We start from the raw sequence: 22,673 nt of genomic DNA, 5'->3' as shown, positions 1-22,673 counted from the left end.
CACATTATCAAATTATCTGATTAACGAATTAATTTACTCAATCAAGGTCTTAACTTCATCGAAATTCAAACCTCCATAATTACCTGAACTCATCAAAAGCAAGGCTGAATTGTCCAGATTTAAATTGAATAGATATTCTTTGAATTCAGCTGGATTGGTATAAATAATCAAATCTTCTCTATTGAAAGAATTAGCGATTTGTTCGTAAGTCACTTCTTCTAATTGTTTAATTTTTACAGCATCAGGTGAATAAAACACAACAGCAACATCAGCATACTCTAGTGCGCCCTCATACTCTTTTAAAAATTCGGCATTTAAACTGCTGTAAGTATGAAGTTCTAAACAAGCTACTAAAGTTCTGTTTGGATATTGCTCTTTTACTGCCTTTGTTGTAGCAGCTACTTTACTTGGTGAATGCGCAAAATCTTTATAGGCGACTTTTCCTTTTCCTTCTGCAATTTTTTCCAATCGTTTAGAAGCACCTTTAAAACTTGCAATCGCTTCGTAGAAATCGGCTTCATCAACACCCATATTTTGGCAGATCCATTTGGCTCCGGCAAGATTATTTAAGTTATGTGCTCCAAAAACTTCGATTGGCATATCTCCTTCTGGCGTTTTTAATAAGGTTACACCATCGCTTACCGAATATTCCGGTGTATGATAAGGTAGTTTACGAATTGGATTGGTTGCAGCCTCTGAAACACGTTTTACTTCAGAATCATTTTCATTGTAAACCAAAATACCGCCGTTTGTAATTTTAGAAATAAAAATTTCAAACTGTTCAACATAATTTTCATAAGTTGGAAACACATTAATGTGATCCCAGGCGATTCCTGAAATTAAAGCAATATTAGGCTGATACAAATGAAATTTAGGGCGACGGTCAATTGGAGAAGACAAATATTCATCTCCTTCTAAAACCATAAAATCATTTTCTTCTGTTAAATGCACCATGGTATCAAAACCTTCTAACTGTGCTCCCACCATATAATCAACCTCAATATTATGATAATGCATTACGTGCAAAATCATCGAAGTAATTGTCGTTTTTCCGTGAGAACCACCAATTACAACTCGGGTTTTATTTTTAGATTGTTCGTATAAAAATTCCGGATACGAATAAATCTTCAAGCCTAATTCCTGTGCTTTTAATAACTCAGGATTGTCTGCCTTGGCATGCATTCCTAAAATTACTGCTTCAATATCGGCAGTAATTTTTTCAGGAAACCATCCCATTTCTGCAGGAAGAATTCCTTTTTTTTCTAATCTTGATTTTGAAGGTTCAAAAATTGCATCATCGCTTCCTGTTACCTGATATCCTTTGTTATGCAACGCTAATGCTAAATTGTGCATCGCACTTCCGCCTATGGCGATGAAATGTGTTTTCATTTAAAATTTCAATTTTTAAGTTCTAAATTCTAATTGTTTTCAGAATTCAGTATTTGAGATTTGATTATTTCGAGTCGAATTTTCGTTTTAATTCATGAGCTTTTTTAGACTCTTTTAATTTGTTCAAATATAAATTATATAATTTTTGAAATGTAACTTTTGAATTGCCAATTTCATGTGCTTTTAGATAATTTTTTTCTGCCAAATCATATCTTTTGAAGTACTCCTCAATTCTTCCTTTAGACAAATAACCATCAACGGGTGATAATTTTGCCAGCTCATTAGAGTATTTCAATGCTTTCGATTCACTCCCTCCCAATATTCCGGGTAGCTGCAGATATAATTCGATTAACGCCCAACGTGCTGGCAGATGTTTAGGATTTAAATCAATCGCTTTCTCAAATGATGATTTCATGTCATCCACCATTCCAAATGCCTTTAATTTATTCACCTCCAAAGCACGCATACCCAAACATCCTCCGTATTTATAAAAATAATCCGCTTCAGTAGGTTTTAGCTGTTTTAGCTTTTTGTAGTATGAGGCTGTTTTTTCCCATTGTTTTTCTTTTGCAGATATATCTGCCAAACGCTCCAGAGTTTTAATATCATTGGGATGATGCTTTAGATTTTCTTCGAAAACAACTTCGGCTTCTTTGTTTTTTTTGGCATGAAACAACTGCTCCCCTTTTTCAAAATTGGATTGTGACCACAAAAAAAATGGTGTCAAAACGAAAAAAATCATTAGTTGTCTCATCAATCAAAAATAACAAAATATAAAATGTATTCTTTGCTTTTAGAGATAAATTAGTAATTTGTACGAAAATTATTTAATGCCTTTAAACTCACTTTATGAAAAATATACTTTTTGTTTTCCTGCTTTTTTCCGCAACACTATTTGCACAACAAAATGATAAAAAATGGGCAAAAGCGATCACTTACGAAAATGAAGGCAAAATCAAGTCTGCAAATGAAGTAGTTGCGAAAATTTATAAAAAAGCAGTTGTTAAAAAAGATGAAGTACAAATGATAAAATGCTTTTTTTATCAGTCTAAGTATATTCAGATACTTGAGGAGAATGCAAAAAATAAAATTATAACTAATCTTAAAACAGATATTAATCGTGTTTCCATTCCATCAAAAGCGATTTTGAATCTGATTTATGCAAAATACCTGAAAGATTACCTCAATTACGGCGAGCCATATGCAGTTGACAGTACCGCTGTTACAGTTGATTATGCTGCTGCAGTCGTGGATAGTGCTGCAGCACTAATTGATGAGGCTGCCGCTACAATTGATACTGCCGCTGTAGTTATTGATACTACCTATGTTTCCATAGACTCTGTAGCTGTCCCACAATCAGATTATTTACCTGCAGAAATTATATCTGAAAATGATGTGATAGCAGCTTTTGAAAAAACATTAGAAAACGAAGCAACTTTAAAAACGACTCCATTGATTAATTACAAAGCTGTTTTTGATTTTCCTGTTTTAGAAAAGTTCAAAAAAGAAAATTTATACAATTACTTACTTCAGGAAAATATTGATTTTTACACTGAACAAATACAGAGTTGGACAATTCAGGACGTTGATTTTATCAACCAAAGAAATGAACTCTTGGGTAATTCTGAATCATTTTTAAAACTTAATCTGGATTTTGTAAAAGAAGAGAATGCTAAAAAAGTTTTATCATTGTATCAAAAAAAAGAAGCAAATAATCCATCCATTGAGAATCAATTTGAACGTGCTAAATTTTGCCATAATTATTTGCTCAAATCCGATGAAAATTTCAATACCTTTTTAGATAAGCTTGAAAAAGAAACTCAGGATAAAAACCTTATTCAAAATATAAAACTGCAAAAAGCAGAAATCCTGATTGAAAAAGCTTCTAAAGAATTATATCCAAATAATAATATTGAAGCCCTTTCAATAATTGACGAAATTATAAAAATAGACGGTAATACAAATACTTCAAAACTTGCATCTTTAAAAAAACGAGAAATTCTTTCAAAAATTCTGTCTGTACAACTTCAAAAGAACAGTTATCAAAATGAAAATACCAGAGCATATATTAATTATAAAAATGTAAATCAATTTATAATTTCTTTTTACAAAATTGACTTATCTAAGAGGGACAAATTTTACCAATTGTCAGAATCCGGAAAAGACAGTCTGGTTAATTTAATCATTCAAAAACAAAGCAAAATAAGCTCGGAAAGCTATAATTTAATTGATAAAAAAGATTATTTCAATCATTCAACCGAAGTATTATTGCCAAAACTAGACACCGGGAATTATTTAGTCTATTTCGAGAGCAATTCGGATATAAAAGATCAAAAAGCGTATGGTTATGAAATGATTACAATTTCGAATATTTCAGTACTTGCTTCTAAAAAAGATCAGACTGAAACGTATCAGGTTTTAGATCGAAAAAGCGGAAAACCGCTCGAAAATATTACTGTAGAATTTTCTGGTAAGATTTCCAAAACAGATGCTAACGGACAAACATACTTTCAGGTTTCTAATAGTGATTACAATTACAAACCAATTAAATTTTCGCATGCGAATGATACTATTATTATTCATAAAAATTATATTCCGTATACGTCGAATTACAAAATCACCGGGAATGAAAAAACAAATACAAAAGTTGAATTTTATTTAGACCGTGCCATTTACAGACCTGGTCAAACTGTGTATTTTAAAGGAATTGCTTTCCAGAAAAATAAAACCAAAACAAGTATCAAGGCGAACACTTTATATAAAATTATAGTAACAGATGCCAACTATCAAAACATAAAAGAATTTGAATTAAAATCAAATGAATTTGGTTCTTTCTCAGGAGAGTTTATATTGCCAAAAACAGGAAGAACGGGTAATTATCATATTAAAGCGCAAAAACCGGATGACATACAAGAAAATGATATAGCTTCTTGGAATAATACAGTTTTTGAAAACTCTACTCATTATTTTACCGTTGAAGAATACAAACGTCCAAAATTCGAGGTAAATTTCGAGCCCAAAAAAGAAAGCTTTCAGCTTAATCAGTCAGTTAAGATAAAAGGAAATGCAACAGCTTTTGCCGGAAGCAATGTCTCTGATGCTATTGTGAAGTATACCGTAAAGAGATTTACGAGTTATTTTAGAAATTATTTTGGCAATGAAGAAAATGAAACCTTAGCTGCAGGAGAAACAAAAACTGATGCTTCAGGAAAATTTATTATTGATTTTACAGCCTTGCCTTCGAAAAACAATATAAAAGAAAAATTACCCATTTTTAATTACGTAATTGAAGCCACGATTACAGATATAAACGGCGAAACCCATTCGGCACAAACTACAGTAAAAATTGGTTATCATGATTTAATTTTAAATACCCAAATTCCTGATGAAATTGAGACCAGAAACAAAAATGAAATTACGCTAAGCAGTACGAACTTAAATGGAGAATTTTTGGCTGCCAAAGGTGAAATCAAATTATATTTTCTAAGTCCTGTTTTAAACAAATTCAAACCCAGAATTTTTGACAAGCCTGAAATTGAAATGATCTCAAAACAGGATTTTGAAAAATTATTCCCGTATGAAATTTCAAATGAGACCGCTGCAAAAGCTTCAGAAACTTTATTGTTTTCAAAAAAAATCGATACTCAAAAAGACAAAAAATTAGTTCTGGATTTTATTTCCAATTATAAATCCGGTAATTATAAAATTGTATTTTCTGCTAATGACAGTTTTAATAACCCTATTGAAACTACATCAAACTTCAGCATTAAACAAAGTAAAGACAAATTCAATCCAGGTAAATTATTTACTGCTGAACAGCTCAACACTGATGCTAAAAAAGATGGATACATCCTTGTAAAATTATCATCTGTAATTCCTGAGTTATTTATTATGGCTAATGGAAACTATGAAAGTAAAGTTTATTTTGAGGATGTAATTCATTTAAAAAACCATGAAACAACGGTCAAAATTCCATTAAAAAATGAATTTGAAAAACAATTAAAATTAGGATTCCAATCTGTTTTTGAAAATGAAACTTTCACAAATCAGATTGACATTATCCTTAAAAACAAAGAACCTAAACTGGAATGGATTGTTGAAAGTTTCAGAAGCAAAATACAACCTGGAACTGCAGAAAACTGGTCTTTCAAATTAAACGGTCTTCAAACCAAAAACGAAGCTGAAGTTTTAGCGTCTATGTATGACAGCTCTTTAGATCAATTTTCTGTAAAAAACTGGAATCTTTTAAATCTTAATCAGTACAATTCTAATTATGCTAATTTCAAAACCAAATTAGGGTTTGATAGTACTTTCACAACTGTGGAAAATCTCAATGAAATGTATCCACAAATTAATTTTAGTAATGAAGAAACAAGATTAAAATGGTTTGGCTTTGACTTTTACAACAGCAGATACACAGACCTTGGCATCACTATTACCGAATTAAAGGATAAAAAAATAGGAAGTGAAACAATTGAAGGAGATGCTGATGCCGCATTTGCACCCGAAGAATCTGTTGGAGCTGGAGCTATAAATGAAATAAGGCTTGATGCTGCAGCGTTTAAAACAAAAGTAGATCAGGTAAAATTTGTAAAACCTGTTTTTGTCAATTCAAAAGACAGCCTGAATCCGGAATATTATTTTAGATCAAGTAAAATAAAATTTATACCAGGAAAAAAAATTATCAGCGGTCTTACTAATCTGGTTATTGATGAATCCATATTATATATCATCGATGGAAAAATAGCAACTGTTGAAGAATTTAAAAAACTAAATCCAACAGATATTTTAGACATGGCGGTTGTAAAAGATGAAGAAGCAAAAGCCAGTTACGGAGTTAAAGGCGAACACGGAGTCGTTATTATCACAACAAAAAAAGCTTTAGAAGAATTAACACAAGTAAAAGCCAGAAAAAATTTATCTGAAACCGCTTTCTTTTTACCTCATTTAAAAACCGATGCTAAAGGAAATGTAAGTTTCAACTTTACTTCTCCTGAAGCTCTCACCGCCTGGAAATTGCGTTTATTGGCACATAATAAAGATGCGGTTTCCGGTTATTTAGAGAAAAGCGTCATTACACAAAAAGAATTGATGGTTTTGCCGAATTTCCCTCGTTTCCTTAGAGAAAAAGATACGATTGTAATCAGTGCCAAAATTTCAAATGTTACCGCCGAAGCAAAAACCGGAATAGCCAGTTTACAATTCTTTGACGCTGTAACCATGCAACAAATTGATGCCAAAATGCTGAATACGAATAACATTAAAAACTTTACCATTTCAGCTTATGGTAACACAACAGCAAACTGGACCATTACAATTCCTGAAGGTTTACAAGGCGTTCAATATCGAATTGTAGCCAAATCAGGTAATTTCTCTGATGGAGAAGAAAACATCCTTCCAGTCCTAACTAACAATATGCTTGTTACCGAAAGTATTCCGGTTTGGGTACGTGAAAACTCAGTAAAAGAATACACTTTTGAAAATTTAAAAAATAATACTTCAAGCACTTTAAGAAATCACCAATTCACACTGGAATATACGTCAAACCCAACCTGGATTGCCATTCAGTCATTACCTTATTTGATGGAATATGAACACGAATGTGCCGAACAGACTTTTGCCCGTTTTTATGCAAATGCACTCGCTTCTGAAATCATTTCGAGCAATCCTAAAATCGCAACTGTTTTTGAAGACTGGAGAAAAAATGGAAAACTGAATTCCAAGTTAGAAGAAAACGAAGAATTAAAATCGATTATTCTGGCAGAAACACCATGGCTGAATGATGCTGCACAAAGCGAAGAGGAAAAGAAAAAGAATCTGGCTCTTTTGTTTGATTTAGAAAAAATGAAAACATCGCAGGAAGCTACTTTTGAAAAACTAAAAAAGAAACAAAACAGCTCCGGAGGTTTTCCATGGTTTGAAGGTGGCGATGAAAGCGAATATATTACCAGACATATTTTGGCAGGTTTAGGACATTTATCAAAACTGAGTAAAGATGAAAGCAATGTTTCTAAAATGGATGAGATTGCTAAAACCGGAATTCCGTATTTAGATCAAAAGTTTTTAGAATATCATAAAACGAGAACCGTTAACTTAAGAAAAGGAGAAAAACTATTGTGGCTTAATCCGTATTCTGACTTGCATTACCTTTATACCAGAAGTTTTTATTTAGAGAAATATCCACTTTCAGATACTTTAAAAAAAGCAACTAAACTCTATTTCGAAAGAGCAAAAGTAGAATGGCTTACTTATTCAATTTATGAAAAAGGTTTGGCTACATTGACCTTAAGTCGTTTTGGAGAAAAAGAAACCGCCAGAAAAATCATCGAAAGTCTGAAAGAAACAGCTTCCAATAACGAAGATTGGGGAATGTACTGGATTGCCAATAAAGCAGGCTGGTACTGGTATCAGGCTCCAATTGAAACTCAGGCATTATTGATTGAGGCCTTCGCCGAAGTTACTCAGGACACCAAATCTGTGGATGCAATGAAAGTCTGGTTACTAAAAAATAAACAAACCAAAAACTGGCCGACAACAAAATCAACCACAGAAGCAGTTTATGCATTACTGCTGCAGGGAACCGACTGGCTTTCTGTAAAAGATAATACCGTAATAAAATTGGGAGATGAAAAAATCATGACCAAAAAATTAGCCGAAAACGAAAAAGAAGCTGCCACCGGTTATATTAAAATGAACTGGAAAGCAGATGAAGTGAAAAAAGAAATGGCTTCGGTAAAAATTGAAAACAAATCTAAAGTTCCAGGATTTGGAGGTCTTTACTGGCAGTATTTTGAAGATTTGGATAAAATAAAAAATAACTCCGGCGCGGTTTTATCTGTTGCCAAAGAATTATATCTGAAGAAAAATACTTTGAAAGGTGATGAATTAGAAAGAATCACAACTAAAAATCCTTTAAAAACAGGTGATTTGGTAACTGTCCGATTAGTTATTACTACTAAAGAAGATGTAGAATATATTCATTTGAAAGACATGCGTGCTTCTTGTTTTGAACCTGTAAATGTACTCTCACAATATCAGTACAAAGATAGATTGGGTTATTATATGAGTACCAAAGATGCTGCAACACATTTCTTTTTTAATCAAATAAACAAAGGAACTTATATTTTAGAATATGACATCAGAGTAAATAACAGCGGAGAATTCTCTAATGGAATTACAACTATTCAAAGTATGTATGCTCCTGAATTTGCAAGTCATACGAAGGGAATTAGACTAAAGGTTAATTAATAAGACTTTGTGAATCCCTAAATTAAAACTCTAAAATTAGCTACATTTGTATTAAATAGAATTATTATGGTAACAGATATTAATCAATTAGATTTTAACAAAACGTATTCTTATGCCGATTATCTTACCTGGAGATTTCAGGAAAGACTTGAAATCTTTAAAGGAAAGATTTCAAAAATGAGTCCTGCTCCAAGCACTTCTCATCAAAAAATAGCGGGAAATCTGCATGGAATTTTATGGAATAGTTTTAAAAATCGTCCTTGTAATTTATTTAATGCTCCATTTGATGTTCGACTGCTAAATAAAAAAAAATCAACAAATGACAATGAAATTTTCACTGTAGTGCAACCTGATATATGTATAATTTGTGATGAAAATAAATTAGACAAAAGAGGTGCATTCGGTGCACCAGATTTAGTAATAGAAATACTCTCACCGGGTAACTCGAAGAAGGAACTAAAATATAAATTTGATTTGTATGAAGAAGCAGGAGTTTTAGAATACTGGATTGTAAATCCCGAAGACAAAACTTTTTTAATTTATGTTCTTAGAGATAATGAATTTATCGGTTTACATCCGTTAATTGAAGAAGATAAAATAAAAAGTCCGTTATTTCCTCAATTAGACTTTATACTTGAAGAAGTATTTGCTTAAACTAAACCACTCTGCACTGAAAGTGCAGAGGTTTGTTTGACGAGGGACTGAAAGTCCCTCTTTCTATTTCATTCAAGAATGAAATTTGAATTATCATCCCCTTCTTTTCTTCTATGATGCTCTAAATATTCATTTACCATTTCATCAGTAATATTTCCTGTACTCCAAACTCCGTAACCACTTGCCCAAAAATGCTGACCCCAGTAACGGGCTTGAAGATCTGGAAATTCCATTTGCAATTTTCTTCAGGTACGTCCTTTTAAACTTTTTAGAATCGAACTAACATTCTGCTTTGGTGCATACTCGATATGCATGTGAACATGAGCTGAACTCACAACTCCTTTTAAAATTTCAATTCCTTCAGCCTCGCATATCTGTATTAAAAGTTCACGGCAACGCTTTTGAATATCTCCCTTCAAAACTTTAAACCTATACTTGGTTACCCAAACAACATGACATGTTAATCGGCTTACTGTATGCGAACTTTTTCTTACATCTGCACTCATAATCTAAAGATAAAGATTTTTTCGCATTACTAAAGTACTGCAATAAATTGCAGGGTTTTAAACCCCAATCTGAGACCAATAAAAAACCCGACAGATTTGAAATCTGTCGGGTTTAATTTTTAAAACTAAATTGAGACTATTTTGCAATCGTCAATTCGTCAATAATGTTTTTCGCTCCTGCGTATTTGTCGATAATCCAAAGTACGTAACGAATATCTACGTTGATTGTTCTTTGCAATTTAGAGTCAAAAATTACGTCTCCAGCCATCGCTTCGATGTTTCCGTCAAAAGCGATTCCGATTAATTCTCCTTTTCCATTAAGCACAGGTGAACCAGAGTTTCCTCCTGTGATATCGTTATCCGTAAGGAAATTGATTGGCATGTAACCAGCTTTATCAGCATATTGTCCGTAATCTTTTGCTTTGTTCAACTCTAACAAACGAGCCGGTAAGTCAAATTCCTGATCTCCTGCTTTATACTTTTTCACCATACTCTCCATGGTAGTATAATTGTTGATCTTAGCATCATTACGAGGATCTGCAGGCAAAGCACGAACTTTTCCGTAAGTTAATCTCAAAGTAGAGTTTGCATCCGGATATTTTACTGCATTTAATTTTGATTCTCTTAAACCTTCAACTAATACACGGTAAGCAGTAGCAAATCCGTCATCAGCTTTTGCCTGATCATCTGTTTTAGTACGATATTTTGTCAGTAAATCAGTAGAGATAATATACAAAGGATCAAGTGGAAGAGCCGCCGGTTTTGGACTTGCTAAGTATTCTAAAATTTTTTCTTTAGAAGTAAAAAAACTTGTTTCAGTTGCTTTTGCTATATCAGCAGTAAAGTCACCGTTATTAGCCGCTTTCATTTTAGCAATTTGTGGTGCCAAACCATATTCAGCTCCTTTTGCAGCATATAAATTTAATTGTGCCGTTAATACATCTTTTTCTAACGGAGCATAAAATTCACCGTAGATATCTTCAACCATCGCGTTGATTTTCGGCAGCATTTCTGCTTTTTTAGCGTCATTTTCTTTAGAGTATGCTATTAATGCATTTCCTAAATTGGCAGGTCCGGTTGCATACGCTGAAGTACGCAAAAGCTGAATCAGGTAATTATCGTGAGTCGCTTTTAAATTTGTTTCTCTGTAATAATCATTAATTGTTGGAATAACATTTTCGTACTTTTCTTTATTAGCTGGTTTACTTGCCCATTCGTAGAATTTATCTTCCTGAGCTGCTTTTATGTCTACTGTTCCTGCTTTTGTCAAGGCGTCAATCATACCCTGACGGTTTTTCCAGTAATTGGCAGTCGAAGCATACTTCGAAGCATATTGTAAACGAACAGTTGCATCCTTATCCATATACTTTTTCATTTGATCCATTCCGGTTTTAGCACCTTCAACCCAGGCAGGATAAGCATATTTTATATTTTGTTCGATTCCTCCGGCCGGCATCCAGCGGTTTGTTCTTCCCGGATAACCTAAAATCATGGCAAAATCATTTTCTTTTACACCTTTGATACTTACCGGAAGATAATGTTTTGGCTGTAAAGGCACATTGTCTTTAGAATATGCTGCAGGATTACCATCTTTGTCAGCATACACTCTGAACATTGAGAAATCTCCTGTCTGACGAGGCCATTCCCAGTTGTCTGTGTCGCCACCAAATTTACCAACACTTTCAGGAGGCGTACCCACTAAACGAACATCTGTATAATCCTGATAAACGAAATAATAATATTCATTCCCCTGAAAGAAAGGACGAACAGAAACAGTGTATTTTCCGCCTTCGTTGTTTTCTTTTTCGATCAAAGCAATTTCCTGCTGAATGATTTTATTTCTTTCGGTCTCTGTCATTGTAGGATTTACTTTTGACAAAATTCTTTTTGAAACATCGTCCATACGCACGAAGAAACGAACATATAATGATTTTGGTTTCATTTCGGCACTTTTTTCTTTTGCCCAAAAACCATCTTTCAAATAGTTCTGCTCAGCAGTTGAAAGTTCAGCGATAGCATCATAGCCACAATGGTGATTTGTTAAAACCAGTCCGCTTTTAGAAACAATTTCAGCGGTACAACCTCCATTGAACTGTACGATAGCGTCTTTTAAACTGTGATGGTTGATACTGTAAATTTCTTCCGCTGTTAATTGCAGACCCATTTTCTGCATGTCTCTATGGTTCAGTCTTTCGATAAACATCAAGAACCACATTCCTTCGTCGGCTCTTACAGGAAATGCCATAAGGCACATTGTTAAAAATAAGATTATTTTTTTCATATAATAATTGAATTAGTATTGCGAAGATACTTCATTTTCACAGTTTCATCATTCAGTTGTCATCGAAAATGTATTTTAGAGATCTAATTTTACAATTTCATTACGAATTCAATAGTACTAAAAACAAAAAATGCCCTGTATCCAGAGCATTTTTAATATAAAACTTTTGATTATATTATTCATTCAGCATTTTCCAAAGCTTGTCTTTTAAGTCTGTCAAACCTTGCTGGGCAACAGAAGAAATAAACATATAAGGAATATCCTTGAAAGAAACATCTAATTCGGCTTTCAATTCAGCTTTCAATTCGTCATCCAGCATATCACATTTTGAGATTACCAAAAGACGTTCTTTATCCAGCATTTCAGGATTGTACTTCGTTAACTCGTTTACCAGAATATCATATTCAGCTTTTATATCTGGTGTATCAACAGGTACTAAAAACAACAAAGTTGAATTACGCTCGATATGTCTCAGGAAATAATGCCCTAAACCTTTACCCTCGGCAGCACCTTCAATAATTCCGGGAATATCGGCTATTACAAAAGACTGAAAATCCCGGTAAGCAACAATTCCTAAATTTGGTTTTAAGGTTGTAAACGGGTAATCGGCAATTTTGGGTTTTGCTGAAGTCAATACAGACAACAAAGTAGATTTTCCAGCATTTGGAAACCCTACCAAACCAACATCTGCCAGAACTTTAAGTTCCAGAATTACGTCCATTTCTACACCTGGTAAACCTGGCTGAGCGTAACGTGGCGTTTGGTTGGTTGAACTTCTAAAGTGCCAGTTTCCTAATCCGCCTTTTCCTCCTTTTGAAAGGATTCTTTTTTCACCGTCTTCTGTGATTTCGAATAAAGTTTCTCCGGTTTCTTTATCTTTTACGACAGTTCCTAAAGGCACTTCGATAAATTTATCTTCGCCATCTGCACCCGTACTGCGGTCTCCTCCTCCGTCTCCACCATGTCCGGCTTTAATATGACGGGCAAATTTTAAATGAAATAATGTCCAGAGCCCTTTATTACCGACCAAATACACATGCCCGCCGCGTCCTCCATCACCACCGTCCGGTCCTCCTTTTTCAATAAATTTCTCCCTATGTAAATGCGTAGATCCTTTTCCTCCTTTTCCGGAAGAAACGTATATCTTAACGTAATCTACAAAATTTCCTTCTGTCATTGTTTTTAGTATTCAGTAGCAGTCTCCGTTTTCAGTGCAAACTGCGACCAAAAACTAAGACTGAAAACTATTTTATTTTTACTCTTTTAGTGTTTTTACCAACACCTTATCAATCTTTACGCCATCCATGTCTAGCACTTCTAGCACAAATTTTTGCCAGATTAATTTCTCACCTTCTTTTGGAATATGCGAAAGCTCGGTCATAATCATTCCGCTTACGGTGTTTACTTCGTAATCGTTTGTTAATTCATCTAACTCAAAATAGGTTAGAAAATCGTGCAGTGAATAATGGCCGTCTACCATCCAGGAACCGTCTTCTCTTTCGATTAACTGAAATTCGTCTTTGTAAAAATCTGAGGCATCTCCAACTAAAGCCTCAAGAATGTCGTTTAAGGTAATAATCCCCTGAAAAACACCATATTCATCAGAAACCAAAGCATAATGAACGCCTGTTTTTTTAAAATTTTCCAAAGCTTTATAAGCCGTTGTCTGTTCCATTAAATACGGAGCATCTGTCATTATTGCCGATAAATCGAAATGATCACTTTCTATATTGGCAAATATATTTTTAAGCGTTACAACACCAACAATGTCGTCGTAGTTATCATTATACACCGGATAAATCGTATGTAAATCCTGTAAAACTAATTCTTTGATTTTGGCATTATCAGCATTTAAAGGGAGCATGTCTACCGATTTACGGTGTGTCATTAATGAATTTACTTTTCTGTCGCCAATATGAAAAACACGCTCCACGATATCCTGTTCAATTTCCTGAACTTCTCCGCCTTCGGTTCCTTCTTTGATAATTGCTTTTATTTCTTCTTCGGTAACTTTTCCGTCAGCAGTTGGTTTTATTTGAAAAACATTCAATAAAAAATCTGTTGATGATGTAAGCAGCCAGATAAAAGGTGCGGTAATAATCGAAACTATTTTCATTGGCATGGCTACCATTTTGGCAATCGATTCCGGATAATTCAAACCGATTCTTTTCGGTAATAATTCTCCTAAAACCAAAGAGAAAAAGGTTAAAACGACCACCACAATCCCTACTGCAACTGAATGTGCGTAAGGTTTTAAAACGACAAATCCGCTTACAAAGGCTTCAACATCCATGGTAATTTTATCGCCACTGTAAATACCGGTCAAAATTCCGATTAAGGTAATTCCGATTTGTACTGTTGATAAAAATTTGTTTGGGGAATTGGCCAGATCAAGTGCTGTTTTGGCACTTTTATTCCCTTTTTTTGCTGCCGTTTCCAGTCTGTTTTTTCTTGCCGAAATCAATGCGATCTCTGACATCGAGAAAACGCCGTTTAATAGTATCAGAAAAAATATTATTAGTATTTCCATTTTTAAGTTAAAAGTTAAAAGTCAAAAGTTAAATGTTTTGAGTATTTCAAATTTCCTCCTAACATTTAACTTTTAACTTCAAAACAGATTTATTACAAATTATCTATAACTGACGTTAATCTTTCTGTAATTTCTTCAATAGTTCCGATACCGTTTACGGCATGAAATTTATTCTGCTCTTTGTAATATCCAATTAACGGAGCTGTTTTTTCATTGTATTCCTGATATCTCACACGAATTTTGTCTTCATCCTGATCATCAGCTCTACCACTTGTTTTTCCTCTTTCAAGTAAGCGTGCTACTAAAATTTCGTCATCAGCTTCTAAAGCAATTGTAGCGGTAACTTCTGAACCAATTGTTGGCAAAAATTTATCTAAAGCCTCAGCCTGATTGATTGTTCTTGGATATCCATCAAATAAAAACCCTGCTGTATCAGGATGTTTTTTCACTTCATCAATTAACATTGCAGTTGTTACTTCGCAAGGAACCAACTCTCCATTGTCCATAAAAACCCTTGCTTTTTTACCTAGTTCAGTATCATTTTTTAAATTAAAACGAAAAATATCTCCTGTTGAAAGGTGTGTTAAATTGTATTTTTCTTTTAAAAATTCTGCCTGAGTTCCTTTTCCTGCTCCCGGCTTTCCAAATAAAACGATGTTAATCATAATGTAAGTGTTACTTTACTTCCTATTTTCATGTAAGAAGTTTTAAATGAATATTTAGTTGTGTCTGTTTAAAATTATTCGGCTAATTTGTATACTTCAGTTAAATTCCTTCCTAATCCATCATAGTCTAGTCCGTAACCCACGATAAATTTATTTGGAATCCTGATTCCAACGTAATCAATTTTTATCTCTTTTTTATACACCTCTGGTTTAAAAAACAAAGTAGCTATTTTAAAACGCTTTACGTTTTGTGCTTTAAACAAGTGCTTTAATTCTTCGATTGTATTGCCTGTATCGACTATATCTTCAATGATGACAACACTTCTTCCGGAAAAATCCTGATTGATTCCTATTAACTCTTTTACTGAATTTGTGCTTTCGGTCCCTTCGTAGGAGGCCATTTTGATAAATGAAACTTCGCAGGGACTTTTGTATTTTTTCAGAAAATCGCTTACAACCATAAATGCTCCGTTCAAAACTCCGACAAAAACCGGGGTTTCATCTCCAAAATCATCTTCTACCTGTGCCACTATTTTGGTTAAAGCAAAATCAATTTCTTTAGCCGAAATAAACGGAACAAATTGTTTATCGTGAAGTTGTATCATTATTTTTACATTTAAAATAATGCACAAAGATACAGAATTACAACCAAATTGTAAGTATCAAAATAGTACTGAAAAACTTCTTTTTTGAAAATGTTAAATATCAGTTAATATGGACAAATCGTTTCTTACAACTATTTAAAAATTCACTAAATTGTTATTTTATAAACTTTTAACTCAAAAAGCACTATGAAATCCAGCATACCATTATTATCTATATCGTTATTAGCCATGATAACAGCCTGCAACGGACAGGTAAAAAAAGAAGAGAAAGAAGCTTTGGTAAAACAGCCTGCCCGTGTTGTAAAGACTGCAATTGGTTCTATCACGCTTCCTCCGCCATACGCAACAGAATCGAAATCCAAAAACAGTAAAGTGATCGGATGGCCAGAAGGAAAAACGCCAAAAGCTCCTGAAGGTTTTACGGTTACAAAATTCGCTGACGGTTTCGAAAATCCACGTTGGAGTTATATTGGTCCTAACAATGATATTTTTGTTGTTGAAAGCGGAACTAGAACGAGCAAAAACCAAATTATAATTTTACGTGACAAAGATAAAGACGGTGTTTTTGAAACCCGTGAAATCTTTTTGAAAGACTTAAACAAGCCTTTGGGAATGCTTATTCTGAAAGACTTTTTTTATGTTGCCAATACTGATGGGCTTTATCGTTATCCTTATAAAAACGCACCGTTAAAACTAGAAACCAAGGGAGAGAAAATTGTTGAACTTCCAGCGGGAGGATACAACAATCACTGGACCCGAAGTCTGCTTACCAATCCTGAAGGAACGAAAATTTATATTGGTGTAGGATCAGGAAGCAATGTTGGTGAAAACGGTATGGATAAAGAAATTCGACGCGCAGCCATTTTAGAAATCAATCCTGACGGAACCGGAGAAAAAATTTATGCTGAAGGCCTTAGAAACCCCATGGGAATGGACTGGAATCCAGCCAATAAAAAAGAACTCTGGACTGCAGTGAATGAGCGCGACGAGCTAGGCGACGATTTGGTTCCTGATTATATTACAAGTGTAAAAAGAGGTGGTTTTTATGGATGGCCGTATTCGTATTTTGGAAGTATTCCGGATCCGAGACTAAAAGGCGAGCGAAAAGACTTAGTCGAAAAAGCAATTGTTCCTGATGTTCCGGTTGGTGCACATACTGCCTCTTTGGGATTGGCTTTTTATAGGAAAAATGCTTTTCCAGCGAAATATAAAAACGGAGCTTTCGTAGGACAGCACGGTTCATGGAATCGTTCTGTAATTTCCGGTTATAAAGTGCTGTTTGTTCCTTTTAAAAATGGGAAACCATCCGGAAAACCGGAAGATTTTTTAACCGGATTTATTTCCGACGCTGATAAAGCCGAAGTTTACGGACGTCCGGTTGCAGTAACCGTTATGAATGACGGATCGCTTTTAGTAAATGATGATAGCGGAAATACGATTTGGAAAGTGACTGCGAATAAGTAAAATTCTAATTTTTTAAATTCCAAATTCAAAAACTCAAATGCTTTTAAAAAAATATTGCTTTTTTCTTCTTGCCGTAATTGTTTTCCAAAACACTTTTGCACAGGAAGAAAAAAGCAAATCTATTGATACTCTCAAAATAGAAAAACTCGAAGACGTTATCATCAGTTCCTTACATATTAATGACAGCCTGCAAAATGCTCCGGCTTCTATTGGCATTTTATCCAAAAAAGAGCTAACACAAAATAACGCTACTGATATTACGAATGTTGTAAATACGATTCCAGGTGTTTTTATGCAGTCTTCTAATTTTACGACAACCCGAATTTCGATTCGCGGGATTGGAGCGAGAACGCCTTACGGAACCAATAAAATCAGGGCTTTTTATGGCAGTATTCCGCTCACTTCCGGAAATAGCGAAACGGTGATTGATGATATCGACCTTCAAAATATCAATCAGATCGAAATTATAAAAGGCCCGCTTTCGAGTGTTTACGGCGCGGGTTTGGGCGGAGCCATTTTAATTTCACCTCAACTTTCTAAAAACGGAAATCAAAGCGCAGGAACAAGTTCGGTTTTTGGTTCTTACGGATTATTGAAAAATAGTCTGAATTTTAGTATGGACGAAAAATCAGGAAGTTTGAACATTAGTTATCATAATTTAAAAACCGATGGCTGGCGTCAAAACAGCGCCTATAATCGTGAAGGAATTACCATTGCCGGAGAATTATTCCGAACACAAAACAGTAAACTTACTTATTTCTCTAATTATACCTATCTGAAAGGTTATATTCCGAGTTCTATTAATAAAGAGTCTTACGACAATAATCCAAAGTCCGGAGCTTCAACCTGGGTTGCTTCAAGAGGATTTAAAGAATACAAATCGACTTTGGCAGGACTAGCTTATGATTTCAAAATCAATGATTATCTGAATAACTCCACTTCTGTTTTTATCAATTACAAAGACAGCAATGAACCGCGACCTTTTGATGTGTTGCGTCAATATACGTTTGCAACCGGAGCCAGAACTCAGTTTTCCGGAGCTTTCAAAATTGCAAAACTGAAAAATCAATTCATTTTTGGAATGGAATATTTTACCGATAATTATAACGGAAATACCTTTGAAAATTTATACAAACAAAATAATGGACAAGGCAGTTTGCAAGGAAATCAATTGACAGAAAGCGATCAGAAAAGACATCTTTACAATATTTTTTCACAAATCAGATCGTTGCTTTCTGAAAAATTGGAGCTTCAGTTTGGCTTAAATTATAATGAAACCCATTTTGAACTGACCAACTTTCTTCCACAAAAAACGGCAAATGAAAAATACAGTTATGATGGAATTTTTTCGCCACAGCTTTCTTTATTATTCAAACCCAATCAACAACAAACGCTCTATTTTTCAGCAAGCCGGGGGTTTTCACTGCCGGCAACCGAAGAAACTTTGACCAGCAACGGAACCATAAATACGGGCATCAAACCTGAAAACGGTTATAATTTTGAAGTTGGAGGCAAATTCTATTTTCTCAACAGAAAATTATACACAGAAATTGCTGTTTACCGAATGGAAATTAAAGATTTATTGGTTGCCAAAAGAATCGGCGATGATCAATATGAAGGCGTGAATGCCGGAAAAACATTGCATGAAGGAATTGAAATTACGTTGAAACACAATTGGCAAATCAGTTCATTTTTAAACCTGAACTCTTACATTCGAGCTTCTGTTGGAAAATATAAGTTTAAAGAATTTGTTGATAACGGAAATGATTATTCGGGAAATAAACTGACCGGAGTTCCATCCAATAAAATTAATGCCGGACTGGTTTTCAGTACCCGTTTGGGAATTTATATGAATGCGGATTATCAATTTGTGGATAAAATTCCGATGAACGATTCGAATACAGCTTTTTCAGATTCTTATAATATTGTAAACTTAAAAACAGGTTATCGTTTTGAAATTCTTCATAATCTAAGTTCTAATTTAGCTTTTGGAGTTAATAATGTGACCAACGAAAAATACGCTTCTTTAATATTACCAAATGCACTTCCTGTCGGGACTTCATCTCCAAGATATTATTATCCGGGACTTCCTGTAAATTATTACGGATCTGTTTCATTAAATTATTTATTTTAGTTTCCTGTAATTAAATAATTAAAGATGCCATCTGAATTGCAAATCAAACTGGATTACGTAAATGCTTACCGTGAAAATAGGCTCATTGCTGCACAAGATATTTTAGAAAATCCGTCTTTATTTGATGAACTAATTTCAATTTGTTTTTCTCCATCTGATAAAAACAATCATAAAGCCTGCTGGATTTTAGAATTTGTATCTTATGAAGAATTGATTTGGCTTCAGCCCCATTTGGATTTTTTCTTTTCGAATTTAAAAATTTTGAAAGATGAAAGTTCGATTCGTCCCATTGCAAAAGTCGTTCAGCTTTTAATAAAATCACATTACAATAAAGATAAAAACAGCATTTTACTTTCTGAAGAGAATCTTCAGGATTGTATCGAAGCCTCTTTTGATTGGCTGATTAATGATGTAAAAGTCGCGACAAAAGCCTATTCAATTAGAACTTTATATGTTTTAGGAAATCATTACGATTGGATTCATCCTGAACTAAAAGTTATTCTTGATAAAGATTTTGGAGATCATTCCGCAGCATACAAGGCGGTTGCTAAAGAAGTTTTGAAGAAAATAAAATAGTGTTTTTTCGCAATTCAATCCTTTGAAGTATCTTTGCAAAAACATAACGCAAAATGAATTATTTTTCTTCTGATTTTAAATTAGGAATATTAGGCGGCGGACAATTGGGCAAAATGCTTTTGTTCGACACCAGAAAATTTGACATACAAACTTACGTTTTAGATCCGAGCGACGAAGCACCGAGTAAAATTGCCTGTAATAAATTCTTCCAGGGCGATTTAATGGATTATGATACGGTTTACAATTTTGGAAAACAAGTGGATGTTTTGACTTTCGAAATTGAATTGGTCAATCTGGAAGCTTTGACGCAATTAGAAAACGAAGGCTTAAAAGTATATCCCTCTCCTAAAACCTTAAAAGGAATTCAGAATAAAGGAATCCAAAAGCAATTTTACGCAGATAATACTATTCCAACCGCACCTTTTGAACGATTTGAAAATTTAGACCATCTAAAATCTAAAATCAATGATTTAAAATTGCCTTTCGTTTGGAAATGCACCGAATTTGGTTATGACGGAAACGGTGTAAAAGTAATCCGTCAGGTTTCTGATTTAGACAGTTTACCCAATGTAGAATGTATTGCCGAAACGATGGTTCCGTTCAAAAACGAACTGGCTGTAATTGTGGTAAGAAATCCATCAGGAGAAATCAAAACGTATCCGGTTGTCGAAATGGAATTTCACCCGGAAGCTAACCAAGTAGAATACGTAATCTGTCCGGCAAGAATAGATGAAAAAGTTGCCGAAAAAGCCAGAGCAATTGCTTTACAAGTTTCGGAGAATTTTAATCACGTTGGCCTTCTGGCTGTTGAAATGTTCCAGACTCAGGACGATGAAATCTTAGTAAACGAAGTTGCTCCTCGCCCACACAATTCAGGACATTATTCTATTGAAGCAAGTTATACTTCGCAATTCGAAAACCATTTACGCGCTATTTTAGATCTTCCGTTAGGAAACACAGACAGCAAAGTGGCCGGAATCATGGTCAATTTGGTGGGAGCCGAAGGTTTTTCTGGAAACGTTATTTATGAAAACATCGAAACGATTTTAGGATGGAATGGCGTTACGCCACATATTTACGGTAAAAAACAAACGCGTCCGTTTAGAAAAATGGGTCACGTAACGATCGTAAATGAAGATATGGCTGAGGCAAGAAGAATTGCGCAGGAAGTTAAGAATACTATTCGGGTGATTAGTGCTTAGTCAATAGTGCTTAGTGATTAGTCCCTAGTAGTTAGTAAATAGTCCTTAGTCTGTTTACCTATGATTTTTTAATTAGCTTTGTAAAAATTGAATTCATGAAAATCTCAAAATTACATATCGATCAATTTAGACATCTGGAAAATCTGGATTTTGATTTTACTTATCCTGAAGATTTCCATATTGAAGAAAAAAGAGGAAAGCCTTTAGATAAAATATGTTTTATTGGGCAAAGTGCTACTGGGAAGACTGGTTTGTTGGAATTAATTTACAAAGAATCTTTGAGATTACAAAATGCAGTTAGATTTGAAGAATTAACAGAACATGTTAAACCAAGCCATAGCAATTCTGACTGTATTCCATCAGGCCTTATCAATTTTATATCAGGCACTATAAATCGTTCTTTTATAATCGGGGAAACAAATACTGAACCTGTCTTTTATGAGTTTCAAAAAGATGAAGTCCTTTCTAATTGGGAAACAGAACAATTAATTACACCTAAACAGAACGAAAATGCTTTTTATTTTAAAGCTAATCTAATTTCAGATAAAAATATTGATATTTTTACAAAAAACCCAATTGACTTATTTGAAAAATATCGAGAAAAGATTCAACTCGTTGACACAACTTTTGTCGGTCAAGAAGATTTTAATTCCTCTTTTGATGAAAATGTAGAGCCTGAAATGTGGCTTTTCTTGTTACAAGAAATTTTACGCTATCGTAAAAATTTTACTCAAAAAATGTCTGATTTTGTTCATAAAAAACCAATTACAGACATTTCTACAATCCAATTAGAATTTGATAAATGGCAAAAAGAAAACCCTAACAAAATTGAAGAATTTGCAAAAGAATTCAATCCTCTTTTGGAAAAATTAAATTTGGAAGTTGATTTGGTTAACACCGAATATTCTATCCCAATAAAGAACAAAAAAACAGAAGAAATTATCCCAATCCAAAATACTAGTACAGGAACTAAAGGATTATTACTTTCATTTTTACCTCTATTCAAATTAGAAACTAAAGATTCTATAATTTTAATTGATGAGCCTGAGAGATCATTATATCCAGATATGCAAATGGAATTAATGGATCATTATCAGAGGCTGGCACACGATGCACAATTTATTATTGCCACACATTCTCCTTTTATTGCAGCTTCATTTGAACCAGAGGAGCGGTTTATTTTATATTTCGATAATGAAGGTAAAGTTGCGGTTCGAAGAGGAAGTTCACCAATTGGAGACGATCCCAATGACATGCTTAAAAATGATTTTGGAGTAAATTATTACAACAAATATGGTGAAGAAGCTTATCAAAAATATGTTGCTCTAAAACAAGAAGTAGCTAACGAAACTGATCCAAAAAGAAAAAAAGAATTATTATTAGAAACCGTTAAACTCGGAGACACTTATAATTTCTAAA

14 protein-coding genes and 1 pseudogene are annotated in these 22,673 nt (G+C 33.9%); 7 read left to right on the top strand and 8 right to left on the bottom strand.

The window, feature by feature from the left end; all coding sequences use genetic code 11:
* Window positions 1-33: 33 nt before the first annotated feature.
* Together DMB65_RS05005 and DMB65_RS05000 are read right to left on the bottom strand one after the other, a co-directional pair.
* On the bottom strand, window positions 34-1,389 hold the full coding sequence (locus DMB65_RS05005) for a UDP-N-acetylmuramate--L-alanine ligase (RefSeq protein ID WP_110305579.1): 1,356 nt from the start codon (window positions 1,387-1,389) through the stop codon (window positions 34-36).
* 64 nt (window positions 1,390-1,453) lie between these two features.
* The gene (locus DMB65_RS05000; protein ID WP_317048113.1) at window positions 1,454-2,116 is read right to left on the bottom strand and encodes a tetratricopeptide repeat protein; all 663 of its coding nucleotides are present in this window, start codon (window positions 2,114-2,116) and stop codon (window positions 1,454-1,456) included.
* 122 nt (window positions 2,117-2,238) lie between these two features.
* Here DMB65_RS05000 and DMB65_RS04995 point away from each other — a divergent pair, with 122 nt between their 5' ends.
* The gene (locus DMB65_RS04995) at window positions 2,239-8,637 is read left to right on the top strand and encodes an alpha-2-macroglobulin family protein (RefSeq protein WP_110305577.1); all 6,399 of its coding nucleotides are present in this window, start codon (window positions 2,239-2,241) and stop codon (window positions 8,635-8,637) included.
* Window positions 8,638-8,700: 63 nt separating this feature from the next.
* Complete coding sequence (locus tag DMB65_RS04990) at window positions 8,701-9,291, top strand: Uma2 family endonuclease (protein ID WP_110305576.1); 591 nt, start codon at window positions 8,701-8,703, stop codon at window positions 9,289-9,291.
* A 68-nt stretch (window positions 9,292-9,359) separates the two neighbouring features.
* Here the strand turns inward: DMB65_RS04990 and tnpA are convergent.
* The 6 genes and pseudogenes from tnpA to hpt all read right to left on the bottom strand — a co-directional run bounded on the left by tnpA (window position 9,360) and on the right by hpt (window position 15,878).
* Window positions 9,360-9,797: pseudogene (gene tnpA / locus DMB65_RS04985) on the bottom strand (IS200/IS605 family transposase).
* Window positions 9,798-9,933: 136 nt separating this feature from the next.
* A complete protein-coding gene (locus DMB65_RS04980) occupies window positions 9,934-12,078 on the bottom strand; it encodes a S46 family peptidase (RefSeq protein ID WP_110305575.1) in 2,145 nt (714 codons plus the stop codon).
* A 175-nt stretch (window positions 12,079-12,253) separates the two neighbouring features.
* Window positions 12,254-13,255, bottom strand: a complete 1,002-nt coding sequence (obgE, locus tag DMB65_RS04975; RefSeq protein ID WP_110305574.1) for a GTPase ObgE — start codon at window positions 13,253-13,255, stop codon at window positions 12,254-12,256.
* A gap of 78 nt (window positions 13,256-13,333) precedes the next feature.
* The gene (locus DMB65_RS04970) at window positions 13,334-14,608 is read right to left on the bottom strand and encodes a hemolysin family protein (RefSeq protein ID WP_110305573.1); all 1,275 of its coding nucleotides are present in this window, start codon (window positions 14,606-14,608) and stop codon (window positions 13,334-13,336) included.
* 92 nt (window positions 14,609-14,700) lie between these two features.
* Window positions 14,701-15,273 (bottom strand): adenylate kinase, encoded by a 573-nt coding sequence (locus DMB65_RS04965; RefSeq protein WP_110305572.1) that lies wholly within the window; start codon window positions 15,271-15,273, stop codon window positions 14,701-14,703.
* A gap of 74 nt (window positions 15,274-15,347) precedes the next feature.
* Window positions 15,348-15,878: a hypoxanthine phosphoribosyltransferase gene (hpt, locus tag DMB65_RS04960; protein WP_110305571.1), complete on the bottom strand. Its 531-nt coding sequence runs from the start codon at window positions 15,876-15,878 to the stop codon at window positions 15,348-15,350.
* Window positions 15,879-16,064: 186 nt separating this feature from the next.
* Between hpt and DMB65_RS04955 the strand changes: the two genes are divergently transcribed.
* The 5 genes from DMB65_RS04955 (at window position 16,065) to DMB65_RS04935 (ending at window position 22,672) form a co-directional block, all read left to right on the top strand.
* Entirely contained in the window at window positions 16,065-17,342 is a 1,278-nt protein-coding gene (locus DMB65_RS04955; RefSeq protein WP_110305570.1) for a PQQ-dependent sugar dehydrogenase, read from the top strand.
* Window positions 17,343-17,379: 37 nt separating this feature from the next.
* Complete coding sequence (locus tag DMB65_RS04950; RefSeq protein WP_110305569.1) at window positions 17,380-19,476, top strand: TonB-dependent receptor; 2,097 nt, start codon at window positions 17,380-17,382, stop codon at window positions 19,474-19,476.
* 24 nt (window positions 19,477-19,500) lie between these two features.
* Window positions 19,501-20,052 (top strand): hypothetical protein, encoded by a 552-nt coding sequence (locus DMB65_RS04945; protein WP_110305568.1) that lies wholly within the window; start codon window positions 19,501-19,503, stop codon window positions 20,050-20,052.
* Between the two features lie 53 nt (window positions 20,053-20,105).
* Window positions 20,106-21,254, top strand: a complete 1,149-nt coding sequence (locus DMB65_RS04940) for a 5-(carboxyamino)imidazole ribonucleotide synthase (protein WP_110305567.1) — start codon at window positions 20,106-20,108, stop codon at window positions 21,252-21,254.
* Window positions 21,255-21,349: 95 nt separating this feature from the next.
* Entirely contained in the window at window positions 21,350-22,672 is a 1,323-nt protein-coding gene (locus DMB65_RS04935; protein ID WP_110305566.1) for an AAA family ATPase, read from the top strand.
* Window position 22,673 lies beyond the last annotated feature (1 nt).

This window comes from Flavobacterium cheongpyeongense (genome assembly GCF_003202435.1).
Classification (GTDB): Bacteria; Bacteroidota; Bacteroidia; order Flavobacteriales; family Flavobacteriaceae; genus Flavobacterium; species Flavobacterium cheongpyeongense.
The sequence above is the reverse complement of the archived record's forward strand: the minus strand, read 5'-3'. Positions and strand labels throughout refer to the sequence as shown.

What these genes read in the sequence shown, in the direction of transcription:
- DMB65_RS05005 (WP_110305579.1), bottom strand. Translation starts at nt 1,389, where the DNA reads ATGAAAACACATTTCATCGCCATAGGCGGAAGTGCGATGCACAATTTA.
- DMB65_RS04995 (WP_110305577.1), top strand. Translation starts at nt 2,239, where the DNA reads ATGAAAAATATACTTTTTGTTTTCCTGCTTTTTTCCGCAACACTATTT.
- DMB65_RS04980 (WP_110305575.1), bottom strand. Translation starts at nt 12,078, where the DNA reads ATGAAAAAAATAATCTTATTTTTAACAATGTGCCTTATGGCATTTCCT.
- obgE (WP_110305574.1), bottom strand. Translation starts at nt 13,255, where the DNA reads ATGACAGAAGGAAATTTTGTAGATTACGTTAAGATATACGTTTCTTCC.
- DMB65_RS04970 (WP_110305573.1), bottom strand. Translation starts at nt 14,608, where the DNA reads ATGGAAATACTAATAATATTTTTTCTGATACTATTAAACGGCGTTTTC.
- DMB65_RS04965 (WP_110305572.1), bottom strand. Translation starts at nt 15,273, where the DNA reads ATGATTAACATCGTTTTATTTGGAAAGCCGGGAGCAGGAAAAGGAACT.
- hpt (WP_110305571.1), bottom strand. Translation starts at nt 15,878, where the DNA reads ATGATACAACTTCACGATAAACAATTTGTTCCGTTTATTTCGGCTAAA.
- DMB65_RS04955 (WP_110305570.1), top strand. Translation starts at nt 16,065, where the DNA reads ATGAAATCCAGCATACCATTATTATCTATATCGTTATTAGCCATGATA.
- DMB65_RS04950 (WP_110305569.1), top strand. Translation starts at nt 17,380, where the DNA reads ATGCTTTTAAAAAAATATTGCTTTTTTCTTCTTGCCGTAATTGTTTTC.
- DMB65_RS04945 (WP_110305568.1), top strand. Translation starts at nt 19,501, where the DNA reads ATGCCATCTGAATTGCAAATCAAACTGGATTACGTAAATGCTTACCGT.
- DMB65_RS04940 (WP_110305567.1), top strand. Translation starts at nt 20,106, where the DNA reads ATGAATTATTTTTCTTCTGATTTTAAATTAGGAATATTAGGCGGCGGA.
- DMB65_RS04935 (WP_110305566.1), top strand. Translation starts at nt 21,350, where the DNA reads ATGAAAATCTCAAAATTACATATCGATCAATTTAGACATCTGGAAAAT.